The organism is Sphingobium sp. C100 (genome assembly GCF_000508185.1).
Lineage (GTDB): Bacteria > Pseudomonadota > Alphaproteobacteria > Sphingomonadales > Sphingomonadaceae > Sphingobium.
This window is the reverse complement of the sequence record NZ_AYOY01000198.1, coordinates 1-19,430: the sequence shown is the minus strand read 5'-3', so window position 1 is coordinate 19,430 and position 19,430 is coordinate 1. Positions and strand designations below refer to the sequence as shown.

Here is a 19,430-nt window from a genome sequence, read left to right as displayed (position 1 = left end):
AGGCATCCCAATGTTATTGCGGCATCCCGGCGAAAGCGGGGGCTTCACTCGCATCTGCAAGGCGCAGAGCGAATGATGGGCAATTAAAACTCGCTCTCCATCGCTGCCAGGATGGGCGATGCCCCCTGTTCGGCGAGATCGCTGTGATGACGGAAGAGCGCGAAGAGTTCCCGACCCGTGTCATAGGGCGGCGGCGGCGCTTCGGGCATCTCGCGCGCCTCCCATTCCGCGGTATCGACCAGCGCTTCGACTTGCCCGGTCAGCGCGCAGAGCCGCACCATGTCGCCGTTGCGCAGCTTGCCGATCGGGCCGCCGCCTAGCGCTTCAGGGGACAGATGAATGGCGGCGGGCACCTTGCCGCTCGCCCCGGACATGCGCCCGTCGGTGAGCAGCGCCACCTTGAAGCCGCGATCCTGAAGCACGCCCAGCGCGGGGGTCAGCTTATGCAGTTCGGGCATCCCGTTGGCGCGGGGCCCCTGGAAGCGAACCACCACCACGGCGTCGCGCTCCAGCTCGCCGGCCTTGAAAGCACGCAGCACATCGTCCTGTTCGTGGAAGACAGCAGCGGGCGCCTCGATCGTCCAGCGCTCCTCGTCCACTGCGCTCACTTTCATGACGCAGCGGCCCAGATTGCCCTGAAGCAGCTTCATGCCGCCGTCGGACTGGAACGGATTGGCGACGGGGCGCAATATGGTCTCGTCGCGGGACGCAGGCACGTCGCGCCACATCAGCGCATCGTCTTCCAGCACCGGTTCCTTGCCATAGTCGGTGAGGTCCGTGCGCGCGACGGTCAATATGTCGCGATGGAGCAGCCCGGCGTCGAGCAATTCGCGGATGACGACGCTGATGCCGCCGGCCGCATGGAAATGGTTCACGTCACCCGATCCGTTCGGATAAACGCGGGCCAGCAGCGGAACGACATCGGACAGTTCGGCGAAGTCGGTCCAGTCGATGCTGATCCCCGCGGCCCGCGCGATGGCGGGCAGGTGGATGGCATGGTTGGTGGAGCCGCCCGTCGCCATCAAGCCGATGATGGCGTTGACGATCGCCTTTTCATCGACGCAATGACCCAGCGGCCGGTAGTCGTCGCCGTCCCAGCCTATTCCCGCCAGCCGATGGGTCGCGGCGCGCGTCAGTTCGGTCCGCAGCTTCGTGCCGGGATTCACAAAGGAGGCGGCGGGCATGTGCAGCCCCATCATCTCCATCATCATCTGGTTCGAATTGGCGGTGCCATAAAAGGTGCAGGTGCCCGCGCCATGATAGCTGGCGCTTTCCGATTCGAGCAGTTCGTCGCGGCCCACCTTGCCTTCGGCATAGAGCTGGCGAATGCGGACCTTTTCCTTGTTGGCCAGGCCCGATGGCATGGGGCCGGCGGGAACGAGAATGGTCGGCAGATGCCCGAACCGCAATGCCCCGATGAGCAGGCCGGGGACGATCTTGTCGCAAATACCCAGCAGCAACGCCCCTTCGAACATCGCATGGCTGAGCGCCACGGCGGTCCCGAGCGCGATGGTGTCACGGGAAAAGAGCGACAGGTCCATGCCGGCCTGTCCCTGGGTTACGCCGTCGCACATTGCGGGCACGCCGCCCGCCACCTGCGCCGTCGCGCCGACTTCGCGCGCGGCGATCTTGATCTGTTCGGGATAGCGGCCATAGGGCTGATGCGCCGACAACATATCATTATAGGCCGTGACGATGCCGATGTTCATCGCACGACCAGTGCGGATCGCGGGCTTGTCCTCGCCGCTCGCGGCGAAGCCATGGGCCAGATTGCCGCAGGAAAGTTGATCGCGGTTCGTGCCCGCGTCGCGGCCGCGCTCGATCAGATCGAGATATTGGCGGCGGCGTGGCGCACTGCGCGTAACGATGCGCTCGGTCACCTTGGCGATTACGGGGTGAAGGTCAGTCATGCCAGCTAGCTCCGTCGCGTTCGATCAAGGCAATGGCCGAGGACGGCCCCCAGTTCCCCGAAGAATAGGGGGCGACCTTCATATTGGCCTGTTTCCAACCCTCGATGATCGAATCGATCCAGGTCCATTGCGCCTCCACTTCGTCGCGGCGTACGAACAGGGTCTGGTCGCCCGCCAGCAGGTCGAGGATCAGCCGTTCATAGGCAATCCGACGGCGCTGCCCGGCAAAGGCGGCGGTCAGCGACACGTCAAGCGTCACTTCTTCCAGATGCACCTGCCGTTCTAGGCCCGGCCTTTTGCTCATGATGAGCAGACGGATATATTCTTCGGGTTGCAGCCGGATGATCAACGTATTGGGTTCCAGCCCCGTGCCATAACCGTCGCGCCAGAAGATGGAATGGCGAACGGGCTTGAACTGGATCAGAATCTCGGACTGGCGCTGCGGCATCCGCTTGCCGGTGCGCAGGTAGAAGGGGACGCCCTGCCACCGCCAATTATCGATATTGGCCTTGAGCGCCACGAAGGTTTCGGTGTCGGACGGCTTGCCCAGTTCATCTGCATAGCCGGTCACGATCTGACCCTGCACCGCGCCGGGCGTATATTGGCCGCGCACGCTGTGGCTCTTGACCATTTCCGCCGTCATCGGGCGCAGCGAACGCAGCACTTTTACCTTCTCGTCGCGCACGGCGGTCGGGTCCATCCGTGCGGGCGGCTCCATCGTCAGGATGGAGAGAATTTGCAGGATATGATTCTGCACCATGTCGCGCAGCGCGCCCACGCCGTCATAATAGGAAACGCGCCCTTCAAGGCCGACGGTTTCGCCAACGGTAATCTGGACATGGTCGATTGCCGCCGCGTTCCAGAGCGGTTCGAACATGACGTTGCCGAAGCGCAGGGCGAGCAGGTTCTGGACCGTTTCCTTGCCCAGATAATGGTCCACGCGGAAAATCTGTTCTTCAGCGAAGAGCGCCCCGATCCCGTCATTCACTTGCCGGGAGGAGGCGAGATCCTTGCCGATCGGCTTTTCCATCGCGATCCGGGTCGTCGGCGTGATGAGGCCGGCGTCTGCCAGTCCCTGCGCGGTAGGCGCGAAAAGCGATGGCGGGGTGGAAAGATAGACCGACAGGCCGCGTTCCAGCCGCCCGTCGATCCGCTCGGCCAGCGCGGCGAATTGCGCGGCATTGCCGGCCTCGACCGACTGATAGCGGATCAACTCCCGCAGGCGCGTCGCGACCTCTGCGTCATAGCGGTCGGCGGGCAGAAATTGCTGCAACGCTGCGCAAACATCGTCGCGAAACGCGTCATCCGACATGTCCGATCGAGCCGAGGCGACGATCAGGAAATCGTCCGGCAGCAAGCCATCGGACAGGAGGTTGTAGAGCGAAGGGAAGATCATGCGGCGGGCCAGGTCGCCCGTGGCGCCGAATAACAGGAACGTGGCAGACGGTTCGGCCAAAGGAATATCCTTCTCCGTTTGAAGTTGTCTAAGTCTGCACGATGGCGCTCTTATAGCGAGCGCGTATCGTTACGCAAGAAGGCTATCGCCCAAGCCGTCCTCCCGCAACATATTGTCAGCCGTGGCTGCTCGCGCCGATCGGAACCTGACGCGTAGCGGCGCAGTTAAGCCTTGGGTTTCCGTCAAAGGAGAGAGAGATGCTCAAGGTCCAGCCGCTCAACTGCACGCTCAAGCGTGATCCGACCAAGGCGAGTTCCACCGATGCGATGATCGCTGTGCTCGCCGGCGAATTCCAGGCGCTCGGCGTTGAGGTCGCCGACACGATTCGCGTTGCCGCGCACCATGTCTCTGCTGGAGTGACGTCGGACGAAGGCGATGGTGACGAATGGCCAGCGATCCGCCGCAAGATACTCTCTGCCGACATCCTCATTCTCGGTACGCCGATTTGGATGGGGCAGGCCGGCAGCGTCGCCAAGCGCGCGTTGGAGCGCATGGATGCCTTTCTATCCGAAACCGACGGGCAGGGGCGGATGCCGAGCTATTCGAAGGTGGCGGTCGCCGCCATCGTGGGCAATGAAGATGGCGCCCATTTTGCCTCAGCCCAGATTTTCCAGGCGCTCAACGATGTCGGCTGGACCATTCCGGCTGTCGCGGCCTGTTATTGGGTGGGTGAAGCGATGGGCTCGACCGATTTCAAGGATCTTGACGAAACGCCGGAGATGGTCGCCCAGGCCGCCAAGATGGTGGCGGGCAACGCGACTCATCTCGCGCAATTGCTGAAAGCTACGCCCTTTCCTGGCCATACCGATGCTGGTCATACGGACAACTGAGCGGAGGAACCTGAAAGGGAGGTGGTCGTTTTCAACCCGACATGAAAAAATGGCTGCTCAGTTCCTGCCTTTTGCTGATGGCATGTGGCGCTTTGCCGCGCGATCCAGAGGGCAGCTATCAGTCGATTACGCGGAATCACGTCATGCGCATAGGGGTCGTCGCGCCCGAGAGTGATTTTGGCCGACGCCCGGCTGCCCTGTTGCTGAATCGCCTATCGCAAGTCACCGGTGCGCGGCCTCGCATCGTGACCGGTGCCACTGAACCCCTGTTTCAGGCGCTGGAACGGGGCGACCTCGACCTTGTTCTTACGCCGCTCGATCCCAAGACGCCATGGGCGGCGCAGGTGGCGTTGAGTCCGGCCATCGCCGCGCGGGGAGAGGGCGAGCGGCGGATGCAATATCATGCGGCCATGCGCAACGGAGAAAATCGCTGGATTATGGAGGTGGAAGCGGCCGCGCGCGACGTCGCCGAACCGGGGGCTGCATCATGAAAGGCGCGGAGCGACTTCCGCCGGACGTCATGGACGCGCTACAGCGCGCCGAACGGCTGGAATATTGGAACCTGTTCTGGACCAGCACCATCATCGTCGCAATGGGCCTGGCCATGGGACAGAGCCAGACGATGAAGACCGCATGGGTTGAAGATACGCTGGGACTGGTGCCGCCGATCGCGTTCCTGGTCGCCGCTCATATGGAACGGCATGGCCAGCGCTCGCGACGCTTTCCGTTCGGATTTGGGCGGGTGAACGGGCTGGGCTTCTTCCTGGCGGCCGTCGCGCTTGCAGCGACCGGCGCCCTGTTGCTGTGGGATTCGGCGATGACCCTCATTCGCGCTGAACATGCCACAGTCGGATCGGTGCGCCTGTTTGGCTATGATATCTGGCTGGGATGGGTGATGCTGACGGCGCAAATCTACTCGCTCATTCCGCCGCTCATCATCGGTCGCAAGGAACTGCCGCTGTCGGAAACATTGTCCGACAAGCTGCTTCACACCGACGCCCTGATGAACAAGGCCAACTGGATGACCGGCGCGGCCGGCATCGGAGGTGTCATCGGGTTGGGCCTCGGTTGGTGGTGGGCGGACTCCGTGGCCGCTGCGATCATTTCGATCGACATCATCAATGATGGGGTAAGGGCGCTGCGATCATCGACCGCGGAACTGGTCGATGGCGCGCCGCGCGCACTGTCCGGCCCCGACTTGTCGGACGATGGAGAGCGGCTGCAACGACTGCTGGAGGAGCGCTACCCCGGTTCCACCGTTCGCCTCCGTGAGACCGGGCGCTGGATCCGGGCCGAGATATTGGGCCATGCCGGACCGCAAGAGCCGCTCGATGCCAGCGCCCATTGGCCTCATGGAGAAGAGCGGCTATGGCGACTGGCGCAGATCAGTTTCGTTCCGCCGCGCAAGAGCGATCAGAAGCCACCGCCCGCCGCCAGTTGAGAATATGGGCGGTCGCCAGCGCAGCACTGCCCGACACGGTCCAGGCGGCCTCTGCCCAGGCGCCACGAACAGCGAACGCGCCAATCGCCATCAATAAGAGGCCGAGAAGTCCTAGGCCTAGCGGCGCGCCGCCGCCGCCACGCCGCCTGCCGGCTATTAGGGCGAAAAGACTTGTCGGCACGGCCATGGCAAGCATGATGAGGTGAAAGGATTCGCCAGGATCAATGCGGCTGGCGAAAGCCGGTAAAATCGCCAGCAGCAAGGGTAGACCCAGGCAATGCAGGGTGCACAGCGATGAGGCGCAAAGCGCGAAGCCATCGAGCCATTTTACTGCCCTTGGTCGGCATTGCAGCGGAATGGCATTGTCATTATGCATCGCAGGGCCTTAAACTATGATATAAAGTATCATTGAAATGGGAAGGCTATGCGGCTCTGTCAAGGATGATGCCGAGAGGGCGGGACGGCACCGCATGATTTTCGACTGGACGGCCGCGACGGATTTTGCCATCTGGCGGACCCGACCTGATGGGCAGTGATTTCGATCATGCGTCCATCCTGTGTCGAAAGGCGCATTTTGCAGGCCGATTGGCGCGGCCTTGAAATGCTCCCGTGCGGGTGTGGTGAAACTGGTAGACGCGCCGGACTCAAAATCCGGTTCCGAAAGGAGTGTCGGTTCGATTCCGACCACCCGCACCATTTATTTCCGACGAAGGATGCAGCCCGCAGTTCCGCCGGTATCCAAGTCATGACATTTTCAGTCGTAAATGTTTGACAGCATCACCAAGCTCCGATCTGCGTTGCGCACTATTGTCACATGGGGCATATATGGCCCCGCCGCACTCGCACATAATGTCTTGCCGGATCAGACAAGAATATGTGGGGAGGACATAGTGCGGTTTTGGGGTGTCAGGCATTTTGTTCAGGATAGAACGGCCTTGGGGAAGGCTGGCAATTCGTGCCGGCTGGGCGTCAGGCGCTGCTGCGTCGGCGGCGCTTTTGTGCGTGCCGTCCTTCTCACGTGCTGCGGTTACCGAACAGGATTTGCTGTTACCGCCCAATTCCGAGCCTTTTTCGCATCCTGTTCAGTCTGATCCGCTGCTCGACATGTCGAAGCGGGTGGGGCCGATCACATTGTTCCGCACCGAAGTGGAAACTGCCGTCCAGACCAACATGCTGGTGGAAGAAGCCCGCGCCGGTGAGCGAGAAGCGGAAGCTGCCCGCGTTCAGGCGCGGTCGGCGCTGTTTCCCTCGCTGGACTTGACGGTCGACGCCAACCGGTCCTTCGCCCGCAACTTCTCCAACGATCCAGGTAACATCATCGAACGGTCCCGGCCCCAGGGCCGGACCGATGCGACCGCTTCGATGCGCCAGCGCCTGCTGGACTTCGGTGCAACGTCGAGTCGCATTAACGCCGGCAACGCCAGGGTTGCAGCAGCGCGCACGGGCAAGTTGGCCTATGGCACGGACGTCGCGATACGTCTTGTGACAGCCTGGTATTCCATACTTGCCCAACGACTGATGGAGCAGGCGGCGCTGGAATATACCGACCGTCAGATGCAACTGCGTGGAGCGGTGGATCGCCGGATCACGCAGGGATTTTCGGCGACGGGCGATCTGCCGCGGATCGATAGTTCGATCGCGACCGTCCGCACCCGGTTGGCGACGTTTCGCCGTGATCGGGCCAACGCGGAGGCGCAATATCGCGCGATCGCCGGCCATGACGCGCCGGACGATCTCCAGCGCGTTCCGCTACCGGGCGTGGAAGGCTTCAGCCGGGAAGCGATCGAGGCTTTGGTCCTGCGCGCGCCAGCGGTGCAGAAGGCGGAGGCCGAGGCGCGCGCTGCGCGACAGGATGCACGGGCGGCGCGGTCTGAACGATTGCCCACGATCGCGGCCGGCGTCGATGCGGGACGCTATGGCGTATTTGAAAATTCAGGCGATTATGACGTGCGCGGCCGCATCATCGTGCGCGCGCAGATTGGTGCCGGTTTCAACGCCCGCGCCGATCAGGCGACAGCGCGCGCCGATGCGGCCGAAGCTTATGCGGCGCGAGTGCGGCAGGAAGCGGTACGCGACGCGGAAATGGCCTGGAGCGACGTTCAGGGACTAGAGGCTCAACTTGCCGCAGCCGAAGCAGGCTATATCGCCAGCCGCAACAATCGCGACGTTTATGCGACGCGGTTCGAAACATCGGGCGGAACGCTGTTCGACCTCGTCGCGTCCGAAGACAATTATTTCTACGCCATAGCCACCTATGTTCAAACCCTGGCGGAACGCGATCTCTCGCGCTTCGTGCTGCTCGCCAAGGCTGGAGAATTGCTGGACGAACTGTCGATCCGGGTGGACCCCGCCGGCGGGCGCGATGAGGGGAGTCCAATGCCATGAGTGAAGAGACTTTGCTGGCGGCCGCGAAACCCCGTTTCGCGCCTTGGTTGATCGAACCGATGCTGCGCAACCGTTCCACCTATGTGAAGGTCGCCGTGGCGGCGGCGTTGATCAACATCTTCGGCCTGGTGTCCTCGCTCTTCACCATGACCGTTTACGATCGCATCGTGCCCAATGATGGTTCGTCCTCCTTGATCGGCCTGAGCATCGGCCTGGTTTTCGTGATCCTCTTCGATTTCGTGCTGCGTTTGCTGCGCGTGTATTTCGTGGATGTCGCGGGGGCCAATATCGACCATGATGTGGGCGAAACTCTGTTCGCGCGATTGCTTGCGCTGCGCCTGGACAAGCGGCGGGGGTCCACCGGGACTCTGACGGGTCTGATGCGCGAACTGGAGACGCTCCGGGACTTTTTCGCATCGGTCACTCTCACTGCGATCATCGATGTGCCTTTTATCATCATCACCTTGTCGGTGATCGCCATGCTGGGCGGCGTGCTGGTGCTGCCGCCGCTGGCGATGATCCCGTTCGTGATCGGTGCGGGCCTGCTGACCACGCCTTCGCTTGATCGACTGTCGGCGCGCAGCCTGGGCGATGGCTTGGTCAAGCAGTCGGTGCTGGTCGAAACCATCGGCAGTCTGGAAACGGTGAAGGCGATCGGCGCCGGACCGATGCTGTCCCGGCGTTGGCAGGCCGCGCTGATCAGCCATTCGGAAAGCTCGCTGGGTCAGAGGCTGGCCGCGGCCGTACCGATGACGGTCGCCAACAGCGCATCTACGATCGCTTATTGCGGCATCATCATTGTGGGCGTGGGCCTGCTTCGCGGTCATGAAATTACCACGGGCGCTCTGCTGGCCTGCTCGATCCTGTGCGGCCGCGCGCTAGCGCCGCTGGCGCAGATCGCCACGCTGCTGTCCCGTCTGTCGGCGACGCGGGTCGCCTATCGCCAGATCAACGCGCTGATGGATACGCCGACGGAGGGGCCGCAGGGGGATGCGCTGCATCCCGCGCGGTTGGATGGCGCGATTGAGATGCGGGGCGTCGGTTTCCGCTATCCGGGCGCGCCGGAACGGGCGTTGGACGGGGTCAATCTGGTCATCAAGCCCGGCGAGCGGGTCGGGTTTCTCGGTCGGGTAGGATCTGGCAAGTCTACGCTGGCACGGTTGGTTCTGGGTCTTTACGAACCGGAAGAGGGCGTCGTCATGATCGACGGCATCGACGTGCGCCAATATGCCACCGCCGAATTGCGCGCTTTGATCGGTGCAGGGATGCAGGACAATGTGCTGATTGCGGGATCGGTGCGCCAGAATATCTGCCTCGACCGCTCGGCGGTAGACCAGGACGAAATGATCCGCGCGGCCGAGATCAGCGGTACGCACGGTTTCATGGGTCGGATCGCCAATGGCTATGACCTGCGCTTGGCTGATCGGGGCGACGGCCTGTCGGGCGGGCAGCGTCAATCCATCGCCATTGCCCGCGCTCTCGCCGGGCGTCCGCCGGTGCTCATCTTCGATGAGCCGAGCAGTTCTATGGATGCCCAGACGGAGGCAGAACTTATCAAACGGCTGCAGCCGGAGGTCGCGGGGCGGACGATGTTGCTCATCACGCACCGCACTTCGCTTCTCACCCTTGTGGATCGGATTATCGTCATGGATCGCGGCAAGATCGTTGCCGACGGACCGCGCGATGCAGTGCTGCAGCGCTTGGCTCGGGGGAAAGCCGCATGACCGCTCAACTTGAGTTTCAGCGGTCGACCACGATCAAGCCGAAAGTCCCGGCGAACATCATCTTGTGGATCATCCTCGCCTTTGTACTCGTCTTTCTTGTCTGGGCTTGGTTGACGGAGATTGATCGAACAGTGCGGGCGAACGGCCGGGTCATTCCCAGCTCGCAGCTCCAGGTTGTATCCAACCTTGAGGGCGGCATCGTCCAGAGGATCATGGTGCGGGTCGGTCAGGACGTGAAGCGCGGCACGCCGCTGGTGCGGCTCAGCCCGATCCAGCCCGGTGCCGAGTTGGAAAGCAACCTTGCCAGCAGCGACGCATTGAATTTCAAGGTCATTCGCCTGGAGGCGGAGATTGCCGGTCGCACGCCCTATTTCCCACAGGCGCGCAACGCATTGATGGCCAGTCAGATTGCAGTTGAACAGGGCCTCCACCGCTCGCGCATGGCGGAACTTGCCAGCCTGTCCAACGTGGCATCAGCGCGCATCGATCAGGCGCGAAGGGCGATCGCCGAGGCGAGCGCGGCGGAGGAAGCGCGGATATCAGCGCGAGAGACGGCGCGTGCCGACCTCAATCTGATGCGTCCGCTGGTCCAGGAAGGCATTGAGCCCCGCCGTTCACTGCTACAGGCGCAAAACGCATTTGCGGTCTCCAGTAGCGAGGCGGCTGGCGCTGCTGCGGCGCTGGGACGCGCCCGTTCCGTGCTGGTGGAGGCGCAGGCGAGCGCGCAGCAACAAAAACGTGATTGGCTCGCGCGAGCCGCCGACGAACTGACCGCTGCACGCGCCGATATGTCGGTACGACAGGCGGCCATGCCGGCTTATGAAAGCAAACTCGACCGCACCGTGGTCCGTGCGCCGCTCGATGGTCGGATCAATCGCGTCTTCGTAACGACCGTGGGCGGTAGTGTGCGGCCGGGCGACCCACTGCTGGAAATGGTCGCGATCAATGACAGCCTGCTGGTGGAGGCAGCCGTCGCCGCCAAAGACATCGCATCGGTCAAGCTAGACCAGAAGGCCAAGGTTCTTATTTCGGCCTATGACAGCGCCGTCTATGGTTCGATGGAAGGCCGGGTCGTGGCGGTTTCGCCCGATGCAGTCGTTAATGAGCGGACCGGGGAAAGTCATTATCTGGTGCGAGTACGCACGACGACGAATGCGATCACCGATGATGCCGGACGACGCCTGCCGATCGGGCCGGGCATGGGGGCAGACGTCAATCTGCTTGGGGACAAGCGATCTGTGCTCGCCTATATTCTTACGCCTCTGACACGGCTGAGCGAAACGGCCTTCCGGGAATAATCGATGGGGTATCTTGCTTGAGAGGAGGGTGGTCCTGTGATAGAACTGCTTACCGTTCGTGTGAGGGCATGACATGTCTGGCCGCGTCCATTGCTTCGGTTCAGCTCTTGCCATCACCGCTGTCTTTTGTGGTGCGGCCTGTTCGCCTGCTGGCCGTGCCGAACGAAGCAAGTCTGTACCAGTGGTCCCGATGAATGCGCCGCCCGGCACCGGAGGCGTGATGCTTCCTCCCGGTGACGCGGAAAAAGCCATTCGCGATCAATTTGCCGAAGCGGAAAAGCAAAACACGCAAGCGGCCTATCAGCTTTTCATCGACCGTTATCCCGATCATCCGCTGGCCAGGGAAGCCACTCATCGGATCGTTCGTCTTGGGAAATCGCAAAGCCAGAACTGAATAATGACGCTGGAGTCGCCGAATTTTGGTAATCGGCATTGCGTCCTATTCAACTCGCTATTTGCAAGTGCCTAAATTGTAATGGGAAATTTATATAAATTTCTTTTTAAATTCTCAAAATTATATGTGTTTCGTTTCAATTGTTTAGCACCTAATTAATTTCAAAGCCTTGAAAACTATAATAAAACTAGTTGTTGGCGGAAAGTAAAAATACGGCCTATAGAATTGTGAGCCAAGGTCGCCAAAAGGCACAATGAACGTGTCATCCAACTCATCTAGCAGGAGGATGTATGCTCAAGCTCACAGGGGCTGGACCGGCGAAGGTCCTGTTTAACCAGGACGAGGATAGCGCATCTGCTTTCCCATCCACATTTTCGATTAGCAGCACGGCCGACCTCTGGTCGATGCTGGGCAACAGCGCAGTCCGCAGCGAAGTCTTGCTGCTCTACCCGCAGGACGTGATGGCCGATCCGGGTGATCCGGTTGGTGCGCCCGCTGGACTGGACGAACCCCAGTTTAATGGCAACGGCAATACAACGCTGGCGCAGGCCGCGACCGGCAGCCAGATCATCGACGGCATATTGAGCGGCATCAAATGGGATCCCGGCCAGACTGTTTACTACAGCGATACCGATTCCGCTGCCGACTATCAGGCCGGATATAATTCGGATTCGAACGGCAACGGGATCAGCGCGCAGAATGAAGGCTTTTCTCAGTTTACTGCGATGCAGATGGTTACCTTCCACACCGCGCTCAATTCCACCGCCTACACGCAGACCAGTGCTGCGACCGCGTTCGCTGTAGAGTCCTTCACCAACCTGAGCCTGACCTATGATGGCGCCGGTTCGGCGATCGCAACGATCCGCGGCGCCAATTCCAGCGATCCGGGTACGGCTTATGCCTATTATCCGAGTAACAGCATCTATGGCGGCGATACCTTCTTTGGCAACGGCTATGATGGCACCATCTATTCGCTGAAGACTCCTGTCGCGGGCAATTATGCCTGGCACACCATGTTCCATGAACTGGGTCATTCGCTCGGCCTGAAACATGGACAGGAAACCAATGTTTATGGCGCCCTGCCGACGGCCTGGGACTCGATCGAATTTACGGTCATGACCTATCGCAGCTATGTGGGCGCGCCCCTGAGCGGCTATTCCTATGAGCAATGGGGTGCGCCGCAGACCTATATGATGCTCGACATCGCTGCGCTTCAGGCGATGTATGGCGCCGATTATACCGTCAATTCCGGGAACACCACTTACAGTTGGAACCCGACCACGGGCGAGACCTACATCAATGGCGCGATCGCCATTGATCCAGGCGGCAACCGCATCTTCGCCACTATCTGGGACGGCGGCGGCGTCGATACCTATGATCTGTCGAACTATAGCACCAACCTGTCCCTGGACCTCAACCCCGGCGGCTATTCGGTCTTCAGCCAGGCGCAACTTGCCTATTTGGGCAATAACGGCAGCAGTGTTTACGCCCGTGGCAACATCTTCAACGCCATGCTGTATCAGAACAATGTCGCGTCGATGATCGAAAACGCCAATGGCGGTTCGGGCAATGACTATATGAACGGCAATAGCGTTGCCAATGTTCTGCGCGGCAATGCCGGCAATGACAGCATCTATGGCAATGGCGGCAACGACACGCTCTATGGGGACGGCGGCAACGACTATCTCGAAGGTGGCGCCGGCGATGACACGCTTTACGGCGGTGATGGCGACGATATTCTCGACGGCGGCGACGGCACCGATGTCATCTATGGCGGCAATGGCAATGACATCATCTATGGCGGCTGGTTCGCGGACGCTGTCTATGGCGAAGCCGGCAATGACGTGTTCATCATCCGGCAGAGCGTTGCGGGCACCGAATTTGGCGACAATATCGATGGCGGAACCGGGGTCGATCGGCTCGATCTCAGCCAGATTACGACGAGTTATAGTGCGATCGTCAACCTGACGACTGGGACGTGGCAATATGACCCGCTCTATGGTGGTCCCTGGACAATCACGAGCGTTGAGAATGTTGATGGCACGCAACTGGGCGACACCATCACCGGCAATAGCGTCGCGAACGTGCTGAACGGCAATGGCGGCAACGACACAATTTATGGCGGGGGCGGCAATGACATAATTAACGGGGGTGACGGCGACGATTTGTTGATCGGCGGCGATGGCAACGACATCTTCGACGGCGGCAGCGGCAGAGACCTGATCTATGGTGAGGCCGGCGACGATACTTTCCGCGTCTTCAATGGTTGGACCGGCAGCTACGGAGAAATTTTTGCCGGTGGATCGGGATCGGACACGCTCGACCTCACAGGCGTTGTTGGTACAACCTCTACCACAGTCAATTTGGCGGATGGCACGTTCACATATACGCCGGGCGGGACCGGGCCGATCACGCTTTCCAGCATCGAAAACGTCATCGGCACGGCCTCTACCGATGCCCTCACCGGGTCGGGCGAGGTCAATAGCCTCTGGGGCCGGAACGGTGATGACGTGCTGTTTGGCTTGGGTAGCAATGACTTTCTCTACGGCGAGGACGGCAATGACGTGATCGACGGCGGTGAAGGTATTGATACTATGGCCGGCGGCGCTGGCAACGACATCTATTATGTCGATAATGCCAGCGATGTCGTTATCGAGGGATCCAATGCAGGTACTGACTTAGTCTATACAACATTGACCTATTCAGTGCAGACCACCAATGTCGAAAATGTGACTCTCTTGGGAACCTCTAATTCCAGTGTCAACGGCAATGGACTGGCCAATATCCTCACCGGTAACAGCGGCAATAACAAGCTGGTGGGCGGCGGCGGTAGTGACACGCTGCTCGGCAACGATGGCGATGATATTTTGGATGGCGGCGCTGGCGATGATATATTGAATGGCGGCAATGGGATCGATACGGCGGATTATCGCACCGCCACTTCGGGCGTAACTGTCAATTTGTCCGTTGGTGCCGCGCAAAACACTGTCGGCTCGGGAACAGACACGCTCGTAAATCTGGAAAATATCTTTGGTTCGGCCTATGCCGATACCCTGACGGGCAATTCTGGTTCAAATAGGATTGTCTCAGGCGCTGGTAATGATGATCTCTTCGGCGGAGCGGGCGATGACGTGCTCGAAGCTGGCGGAGGCAACGATTATCTCAACGGTGGGTCGGGTAGCGATATCCTGACCGGAGGGGGGGGCAATGATGTGTTCGCTTTCCTGAACGGCTTTGGTCCGACCAACGTGGACACCATAACCGACTATTCCGTGGCAGCTGACACCATCAATATCCTATCGGCTGCCGTTGGCGGCCTTCCCACCGGGACGCTGGCGGCGGCCGCGTTCCGCATCGGCGCGGCGGCGGCGGATGCGAGCGACCGGATCATTTACAACAGCGCCACAGGTGATCTGTTCTATGATTCCGATGGCAATGGTGCCGCGGCAGCGGTGCTGTTCGCCCACCTCTCGACCGGTCTGGCTATGACCAATGCCGAGTTCGTGATCGTCTGACGAACGGTCCCGGATGTGAAGCAGAAGCGGCGCCCGGGTAACCGGGCGCCGTTTTCTATGCCTGACGCAGCGCCACTTCGTTCATGAAGCGCGCGTCGTCATTCTTCGCCAGCCATTCCGCTTCCGCGCCGATCGCACCCAGCATGTCGGTCAGTGCGTCCATCTCGCTCTTGGCGTAATTGCCCAGCGCATAGCCGTGGACCTTGTCCTTGTGGCCCGGATGACCGATGCCGATCCGCACCCGGCGAAATTCATTGCCGATATGGGCGTCGGTCGATCGCAGCCCGTTATGCCCGGCATTGCCGCCGCCGCGCTTCACCTTGACCTTCATCGGGACCAGGTCGAGTTCGTCGTGAAAGACGGTCACGTCCTGGGGCGTGAGCTTGTAGAAGCGCATCGCCTCCCCGATCGCGCGGCCGCTCTCGTTCATGAAAGTCGCGGGTTTCAGGATCAGGATCTTTTCCGGGCCGATCCGGCCTTCCTGAACCCAGCCCTGAAACTGCTTTCTGGGGGGCGAGAAGCGATACATGTCGGCGATCAGGTCCGCGACCATGAAGCCGACATTATGCCGGTGCATCGCATATTGCGGCCCCGGATTGCCCAGCCCAGCCCAGATCTGCATCACATGCGCTCCAAAGAAAAATCCCGCTCTCGCCGACGGACGCGCCATAAAAAGCTAAGGGGCGACCCGCTTCGTCAGAAGCAGATCACCCCTTAGCGGACGGGATCGGTATTTCCAGCACCTACCTGAAGGCAGGCGCCAAAGGCAGAAGGCTTATTCGCCCTCGGCCGGGGTCTCGGTCTCGCTGTCGCCTTCGGCGCTCTTGAGAGCGGAGGGCGCAACGATGGTGGCGATGGTGAAGTCGCGGTCGTCGATCGCAGTCTTCGCGCCCTTGGGCAGCGTGACCGAGCTGATGTGGATCGAATCGCCGACTTCGAAGCCCTTGAGGTCAACGACGACATCGTCGGGGATCTCGGACGCATCGACGACCAGTTCGATCTCGTGACGGACGATGTTGAGCACGCCACCCTTCTTGAGGCCCGGCGAGGCGTCTTCATTGTCGAAACGCACGGGAACCGCGACGGTCACGGTGGCATGTTCCGAAACGCGCAGGAAATCGGCGTGCAGCGGACGGTCGGACACGGGATGGAAAGCGACATCCTTGGGCAGGGTGCGCACGGCCTTGCCGTTCACCTCGACCATGACGACCGAATTGAAGAAGTGACCGGTGCCGAGCAGCTTGTTGAGGAGCTTTTCCTCGACGTGGATCGACTGGGGTTCTTCATTATTACCATAAATGACGGCGGGAACGCGGCCCTCGCGGCGGAGAGCACGGGAGGCTCCCTTGCCTGCCCGATCGCGTGCCTCGGCCGACAGCGTAAGCTGCTCGCTCATTGCGTGTCTCCAAAAGCTGGTTGATACAATTTACCCGCCACGCCTCCAGGGATGACCATCGCGGGAAGGCGGGCCTTTAGCAGAATGGCGAAGAAAGGCAAGGGGGCGGACGCCTGTCCGGTGCAGTAAAACCGACAGCGAAAGCGACAGCTGCACGGCATGTCGCGCCGGGGCCGATCAGGATGGCAAGCCCGCGGACTATTGGACGCGCGTGACCGTGAACCCCTTGGCCTTGAGCAGGGCGATCAGATTCTCCCGCCCGGTCAGGTGCCCGGCGCCCACGGCGATGAAGGGCCGGCCCGTCATCGGTTCGATCGCTTTGGCCCAGTCGCGGTTGCGCGCCACCAGCACAGCCTCCTCGACGATCGGGTCGGGCTGCTCGCCTGTTTCATCTTCCCTGGCGATCGCCGCCATGTCGCCTTTCAGCCAGGCGGCGAGGATGCGGTCGTAGAGCGCCTTCATGCCCTTGGCCTCATGCACCGTCTGTACCAACAGTTTGTTCTGCGCGGTTTCGGGCAAGGTGTCGAAGGCGGCGAACTGGCGTTCCACCGTCTCCAGTCCGCCAATCGGCTTGCCGGCATTTTTGAAGGTGGCGATCAGCACCGGCTCCACGCCGTCATCCTGGCTGACATGGAGCGCCTGCTGGCTGGCCGCCGACAAAAGCATCGCGGCCGCCCAGCTTTCATAACCCGACAGCAACCCGGTCGATGTGCTGCCTTCGCTGACAGCCTGGACCAGCGCCGCCTTTTCTTCAGGGGGAACTCGCGCTTCCAGCGGCGGCAGTCCCGGACTGCGGCCCATCTGCTCGAACAGGGCGAGCGTCTTCTGCTCGTCCTGCAAGTCCGCCGCCTCCAGCACCAGCCGGTCGGCCTTGGCCATGGCATCCTTGATCGCCGGCGTCTCCCACGCAATTCCCCGGGGCAGGACATGGATGGTCCCGAACAGCCAGCCCTTCAATGCGCCGCGCTCCACCTGCCACAGCGCGGGGCCGTTCTGGGCGGTGGGCTGGGGCGCCGGATCCTTGCCGCAGGCGGCGACCAGGGTGAGGGCGAAAAGGGCGAGAAAGCGGAGGCGCAGGCGGGTCATCGGGTCATTCCTTCACACGGGTCGTGCGTACGCCCAGCGCATCCAGTTGGTCCTGCACGCTGCCCTTGCCGGCCAGATGGCCCGCGCCGACCGCGACGAAGATGGTGCCGGGCTGGTCCAATCGCGCCTTGATCCATTTGGCCCAATTGGCATTGCGATCCGTCAGCAGGACGCGCGCCAGTTCCGGCGTCGCTTCCAGCGACTCGTTCATTTCGCGCGCCAGCTTGTCGGGTTGCCCCGCCTTCCAATAGCGCAGAAGATCATCGAAACTCTTTTCCAGATCGGGCAGGCCATCCACCGTGGCGGTGAGGAAATTGACCTGCTGATCCATCGGCAGTCCGGCGAAGAAGCCGACCTGCTGCTCCACCGTTTCCAGTGCATCCACCTTCTTGCCCGCGGCCTTCGCTGCGGCGCGCAATATCTTCTCGGCGCCGATCTGGCTTTGATAACCGGCTCGCTCCAGCGGCGCGACCGACAACGCCATTCCCGCCATCCAGGGATTGAACAGGTCGAATGTCTGCCAGCGCAGGCCGTTGGCCGCCATCGCAGCCTTATAGGCCGTCCGCGCATCCGGGGAGAGGCGATCGGACAGCTTCACCCCGTCTTTCGCCAGCGCCATGCCCGCCATGGTCGCGCCCAGCGCGTTGGGATCGTCCGGCTCGATAATCTCCAGCACCAGTTCGTCCGCCCCGTCGAACGCGCGCTTCACCTTGCCGTCGAACCAGTTGACGCCCGGTTTCATCACATGAACCGTGCCGAACAGATAGATAGTGGTATCGGCGTCCTGCACCCGCCACAGAGCGGGGGTAACGGTAGCGGCCGGGCGGGCTTGCGCGGCGGCGCTGGCTAGCAACAATGTTGCGCTCAGCGCGCGCAGCAGGGCGGGGATCATATTCATGTCCCTTCCATGGGCAGCGCGCGGCCGAAGGGCAAGCGCCTTAACCCTGTTTGCGGCCGCTTTCCCTTGACCCTATCGGTGCCATGCGCCAATGCGCGGGCCACGTAAAACAGTCATATTCTCGAAGGACCCTCCGTGGCCGAAGGCAAAGCGCTTTCCTTCCAGGACCTGATCCTGACCCTCCATGCCTATTGGGGGAAACAGGGCTGTGTCATCCTCCAACCCTATGACATGGAGGTGGGCGCGGGCACATTCCACCCGGCGACCACGTTGCGCAGCCTTGGCCCCGACGCCTGGAACGCCGCCTATGTCCAGCCCAGCCGCCGCCCGACCGACGGCCGCTATGGCGACAACCCGAACCGGCTCCAGCATTATTATCAATATCAGGTCATCATGAAGCCCAGCCCGGCGAACCTTCAGGAGCTTTACCTGGGGTCGCTGAAGGAAATCGGGATCGATCCGCTGGTCCATGATATCCGCTTTGTCGAGGATGACTGGGAAAGCCCGACGCTGGGCGCCTGGGGTCTGGGCTGGGAAGTCTGGTGCGACGGCATGGAAGTTACCCAGTTCACCTATTTCCAGCAGATGGGCGGCTATGACTGCAAGCCGGTCGCGGGCGAACTCACCTACGGCCTTGAGCGGCTCGCCATGTATATCCAGGGCGTCGATAGCGTCTATGACCTGAAGTTCAACGATGCCGGCGTCACCTATGGCGACGTGTTTCTCGAGAACGAGAAGCAGATGTCGAAATGGAATTTCGAGGTCGCCGACACGGAAAAGCTGCTGCGCTGGTTCAAGGATTGCCAGAGCGAATGGCGCCAGTGCATCGACGCGAATGTGCCGCTGGCGGCCTTTGAGCAGGCGATCAAGGCCAGCCATGTTTTCAACCTGCTCCAGGCGCGCGGCGTGATCTCCGTACAGGAACGCGCCAGCTATATGGGCCAGGTCCGCGACATGGCGAAGGGCAGCTGCGAAGCCTGGATGGAATCCAACGGATGGGCCGCATGAATCCGGCACTTCAAATCCTCCCCTCTAAGGGGAGGTGGCGCGCCGAAGGCGTGACGGAGGGGTGTCACCCTCACGATAGGGCGAACCCC

At 61.4% G+C, this 19,430-nt stretch carries 16 protein-coding genes and 1 tRNA gene; 10 read left to right on the top strand and 7 right to left on the bottom strand.

Annotation, left to right across the window (positions count from 1 at the left end):
* Positions 1-83 precede the first annotated feature (83 nt).
* Positions 84-1,910 (bottom strand): phosphogluconate dehydratase, encoded by a 1,827-nt coding sequence (edd, locus tag C100_RS45050; RefSeq protein ID WP_024021751.1) that lies wholly within the window; start codon positions 1,908-1,910, stop codon positions 84-86.
* On the bottom strand, positions 1,903-3,366 hold the full coding sequence (zwf, locus tag C100_RS45045; RefSeq protein ID WP_024021750.1) for a glucose-6-phosphate dehydrogenase: 1,464 nt from the start codon (positions 3,364-3,366) through the stop codon (positions 1,903-1,905). The genes edd and zwf overlap by 8 nt, the downstream gene beginning before the upstream one ends.
* A gap of 197 nt (positions 3,367-3,563) precedes the next feature.
* On the opposite strand from zwf, the gene C100_RS45040 reads away from it, so the two are divergent.
* From C100_RS45040 to C100_RS45030, 3 genes are all read left to right on the top strand, one after another.
* Positions 3,564-4,196 carry a flavodoxin family protein gene (locus tag C100_RS45040; protein WP_024021749.1) on the top strand — a complete coding sequence of 211 codons (633 nt, stop codon included), beginning with the start codon at positions 3,564-3,566 and terminating at the stop codon, positions 4,194-4,196.
* Positions 4,197-4,441: 245 nt separating this feature from the next.
* Positions 4,442-4,687, top strand: a complete 246-nt coding sequence (locus C100_RS48465) for a hypothetical protein (RefSeq protein WP_152536537.1) — start codon at positions 4,442-4,444, stop codon at positions 4,685-4,687.
* Positions 4,684-5,637 (top strand): cation transporter, encoded by a 954-nt coding sequence (locus tag C100_RS45030; protein WP_024021747.1) that lies wholly within the window; start codon positions 4,684-4,686, stop codon positions 5,635-5,637. The genes C100_RS48465 and C100_RS45030 overlap by 4 nt, the downstream gene beginning before the upstream one ends.
* Here the strand turns inward: C100_RS45030 and C100_RS48080 are convergent.
* Positions 5,582-5,899: a MerC family mercury resistance protein gene (locus C100_RS48080; protein ID WP_235219141.1), complete on the bottom strand. Its 318-nt coding sequence runs from the start codon at positions 5,897-5,899 to the stop codon at positions 5,582-5,584. The genes C100_RS45030 and C100_RS48080 overlap by 56 nt on opposite strands.
* 349 nt (positions 5,900-6,248) lie before the next feature.
* Between C100_RS48080 and C100_RS45025 the strand changes: the two genes are divergently transcribed.
* The 6 genes from C100_RS45025 to C100_RS45000 all read left to right on the top strand — a co-directional run bounded on the left by C100_RS45025 (position 6,249) and on the right by C100_RS45000 (position 14,953).
* Positions 6,249-6,333: transfer RNA gene (locus tag C100_RS45025), tRNA-Leu, on the top strand.
* A gap of 306 nt (positions 6,334-6,639) precedes the next feature.
* Positions 6,640-8,022 (top strand): TolC family protein, encoded by a 1,383-nt coding sequence (locus C100_RS45020; protein WP_235219140.1) that lies wholly within the window; start codon positions 6,640-6,642, stop codon positions 8,020-8,022.
* Positions 8,019-9,746 carry an ATP-binding cassette domain-containing protein gene (locus tag C100_RS45015; protein WP_024021745.1) on the top strand — a complete coding sequence of 576 codons (1,728 nt, stop codon included), beginning with the start codon at positions 8,019-8,021 and terminating at the stop codon, positions 9,744-9,746. Before C100_RS45020 ends, C100_RS45015 begins: the two co-directional genes overlap by 4 nt.
* A complete protein-coding gene (locus tag C100_RS45010; protein ID WP_024021744.1) occupies positions 9,743-11,044 on the top strand; it encodes an HlyD family type I secretion periplasmic adaptor subunit in 1,302 nt (433 codons plus the stop codon). Before C100_RS45015 ends, C100_RS45010 begins: the two co-directional genes overlap by 4 nt.
* A 73-nt stretch (positions 11,045-11,117) precedes the next feature.
* On the top strand, positions 11,118-11,438 hold the full coding sequence (locus tag C100_RS48460; RefSeq protein ID WP_152536536.1) for a hypothetical protein: 321 nt from the start codon (positions 11,118-11,120) through the stop codon (positions 11,436-11,438).
* 290 nt (positions 11,439-11,728) lie between these two features.
* Positions 11,729-14,953, top strand: a complete 3,225-nt coding sequence (locus tag C100_RS45000) for a M10 family metallopeptidase (RefSeq protein WP_031310246.1) — start codon at positions 11,729-11,731, stop codon at positions 14,951-14,953.
* 55 nt (positions 14,954-15,008) lie between these two features.
* On the opposite strand, the gene pth is transcribed toward C100_RS45000, so the two are convergent.
* The 4 genes from pth to C100_RS44980 form a co-directional block, all read right to left on the bottom strand.
* A complete protein-coding gene (gene pth / locus C100_RS44995; protein WP_024021741.1) occupies positions 15,009-15,575 on the bottom strand; it encodes an aminoacyl-tRNA hydrolase in 567 nt (188 codons plus the stop codon).
* A gap of 153 nt (positions 15,576-15,728) precedes the next feature.
* Positions 15,729-16,349, bottom strand: coding sequence for a 50S ribosomal protein L25/general stress protein Ctc (locus tag C100_RS44990; protein ID WP_024021740.1), 621 nt, complete (start codon positions 16,347-16,349; stop codon positions 15,729-15,731).
* A 198-nt stretch (positions 16,350-16,547) separates the two neighbouring features.
* Positions 16,548-17,435 (bottom strand): TraB/GumN family protein, encoded by an 888-nt coding sequence (locus C100_RS44985; protein ID WP_024021739.1) that lies wholly within the window; start codon positions 17,433-17,435, stop codon positions 16,548-16,550.
* Between the two features lie 4 nt (positions 17,436-17,439).
* Positions 17,440-18,333 carry a TraB/GumN family protein gene (locus C100_RS44980; protein ID WP_024021738.1) on the bottom strand — a complete coding sequence of 298 codons (894 nt, stop codon included), beginning with the start codon at positions 18,331-18,333 and terminating at the stop codon, positions 17,440-17,442.
* A gap of 135 nt (positions 18,334-18,468) precedes the next feature.
* Here C100_RS44980 and C100_RS44975 point away from each other — a divergent pair, with 135 nt between their 5' ends.
* On the top strand, positions 18,469-19,341 hold the full coding sequence (locus C100_RS44975; RefSeq protein ID WP_024021737.1) for a glycine--tRNA ligase subunit alpha: 873 nt from the start codon (positions 18,469-18,471) through the stop codon (positions 19,339-19,341).
* The last annotated feature ends 89 nt before the right edge of the window (positions 19,342-19,430 follow it).

Bases quoted from the DNA above. Each gene is read 5' to 3' on its own strand.
- edd (WP_024021751.1), bottom strand. From the start codon at position 1,910: ATGACTGACCTTCACCCCGTAATCGCCAAGGTGACCGAGCGCATCGTT.
- C100_RS45040 (WP_024021749.1), top strand. From the start codon at position 3,564: ATGCTCAAGGTCCAGCCGCTCAACTGCACGCTCAAGCGTGATCCGACC.
- C100_RS45030 (WP_024021747.1), top strand. From the start codon at position 4,684: ATGAAAGGCGCGGAGCGACTTCCGCCGGACGTCATGGACGCGCTACAG.
- C100_RS45015 (WP_024021745.1), top strand. From the start codon at position 8,019: ATGAGTGAAGAGACTTTGCTGGCGGCCGCGAAACCCCGTTTCGCGCCT.
- C100_RS45010 (WP_024021744.1), top strand. From the start codon at position 9,743: ATGACCGCTCAACTTGAGTTTCAGCGGTCGACCACGATCAAGCCGAAA.
- C100_RS48460 (WP_152536536.1), top strand. From the start codon at position 11,118: ATGTCTGGCCGCGTCCATTGCTTCGGTTCAGCTCTTGCCATCACCGCT.
- C100_RS45000 (WP_031310246.1), top strand. From the start codon at position 11,729: ATGCTCAAGCTCACAGGGGCTGGACCGGCGAAGGTCCTGTTTAACCAG.
- pth (WP_024021741.1), bottom strand. From the start codon at position 15,575: ATGCAGATCTGGGCTGGGCTGGGCAATCCGGGGCCGCAATATGCGATG.
- C100_RS44990 (WP_024021740.1), bottom strand. From the start codon at position 16,349: ATGAGCGAGCAGCTTACGCTGTCGGCCGAGGCACGCGATCGGGCAGGC.
- C100_RS44985 (WP_024021739.1), bottom strand. From the start codon at position 17,435: ATGACCCGCCTGCGCCTCCGCTTTCTCGCCCTTTTCGCCCTCACCCTG.
- C100_RS44980 (WP_024021738.1), bottom strand. From the start codon at position 18,333: ATGAATATGATCCCCGCCCTGCTGCGCGCGCTGAGCGCAACATTGTTG.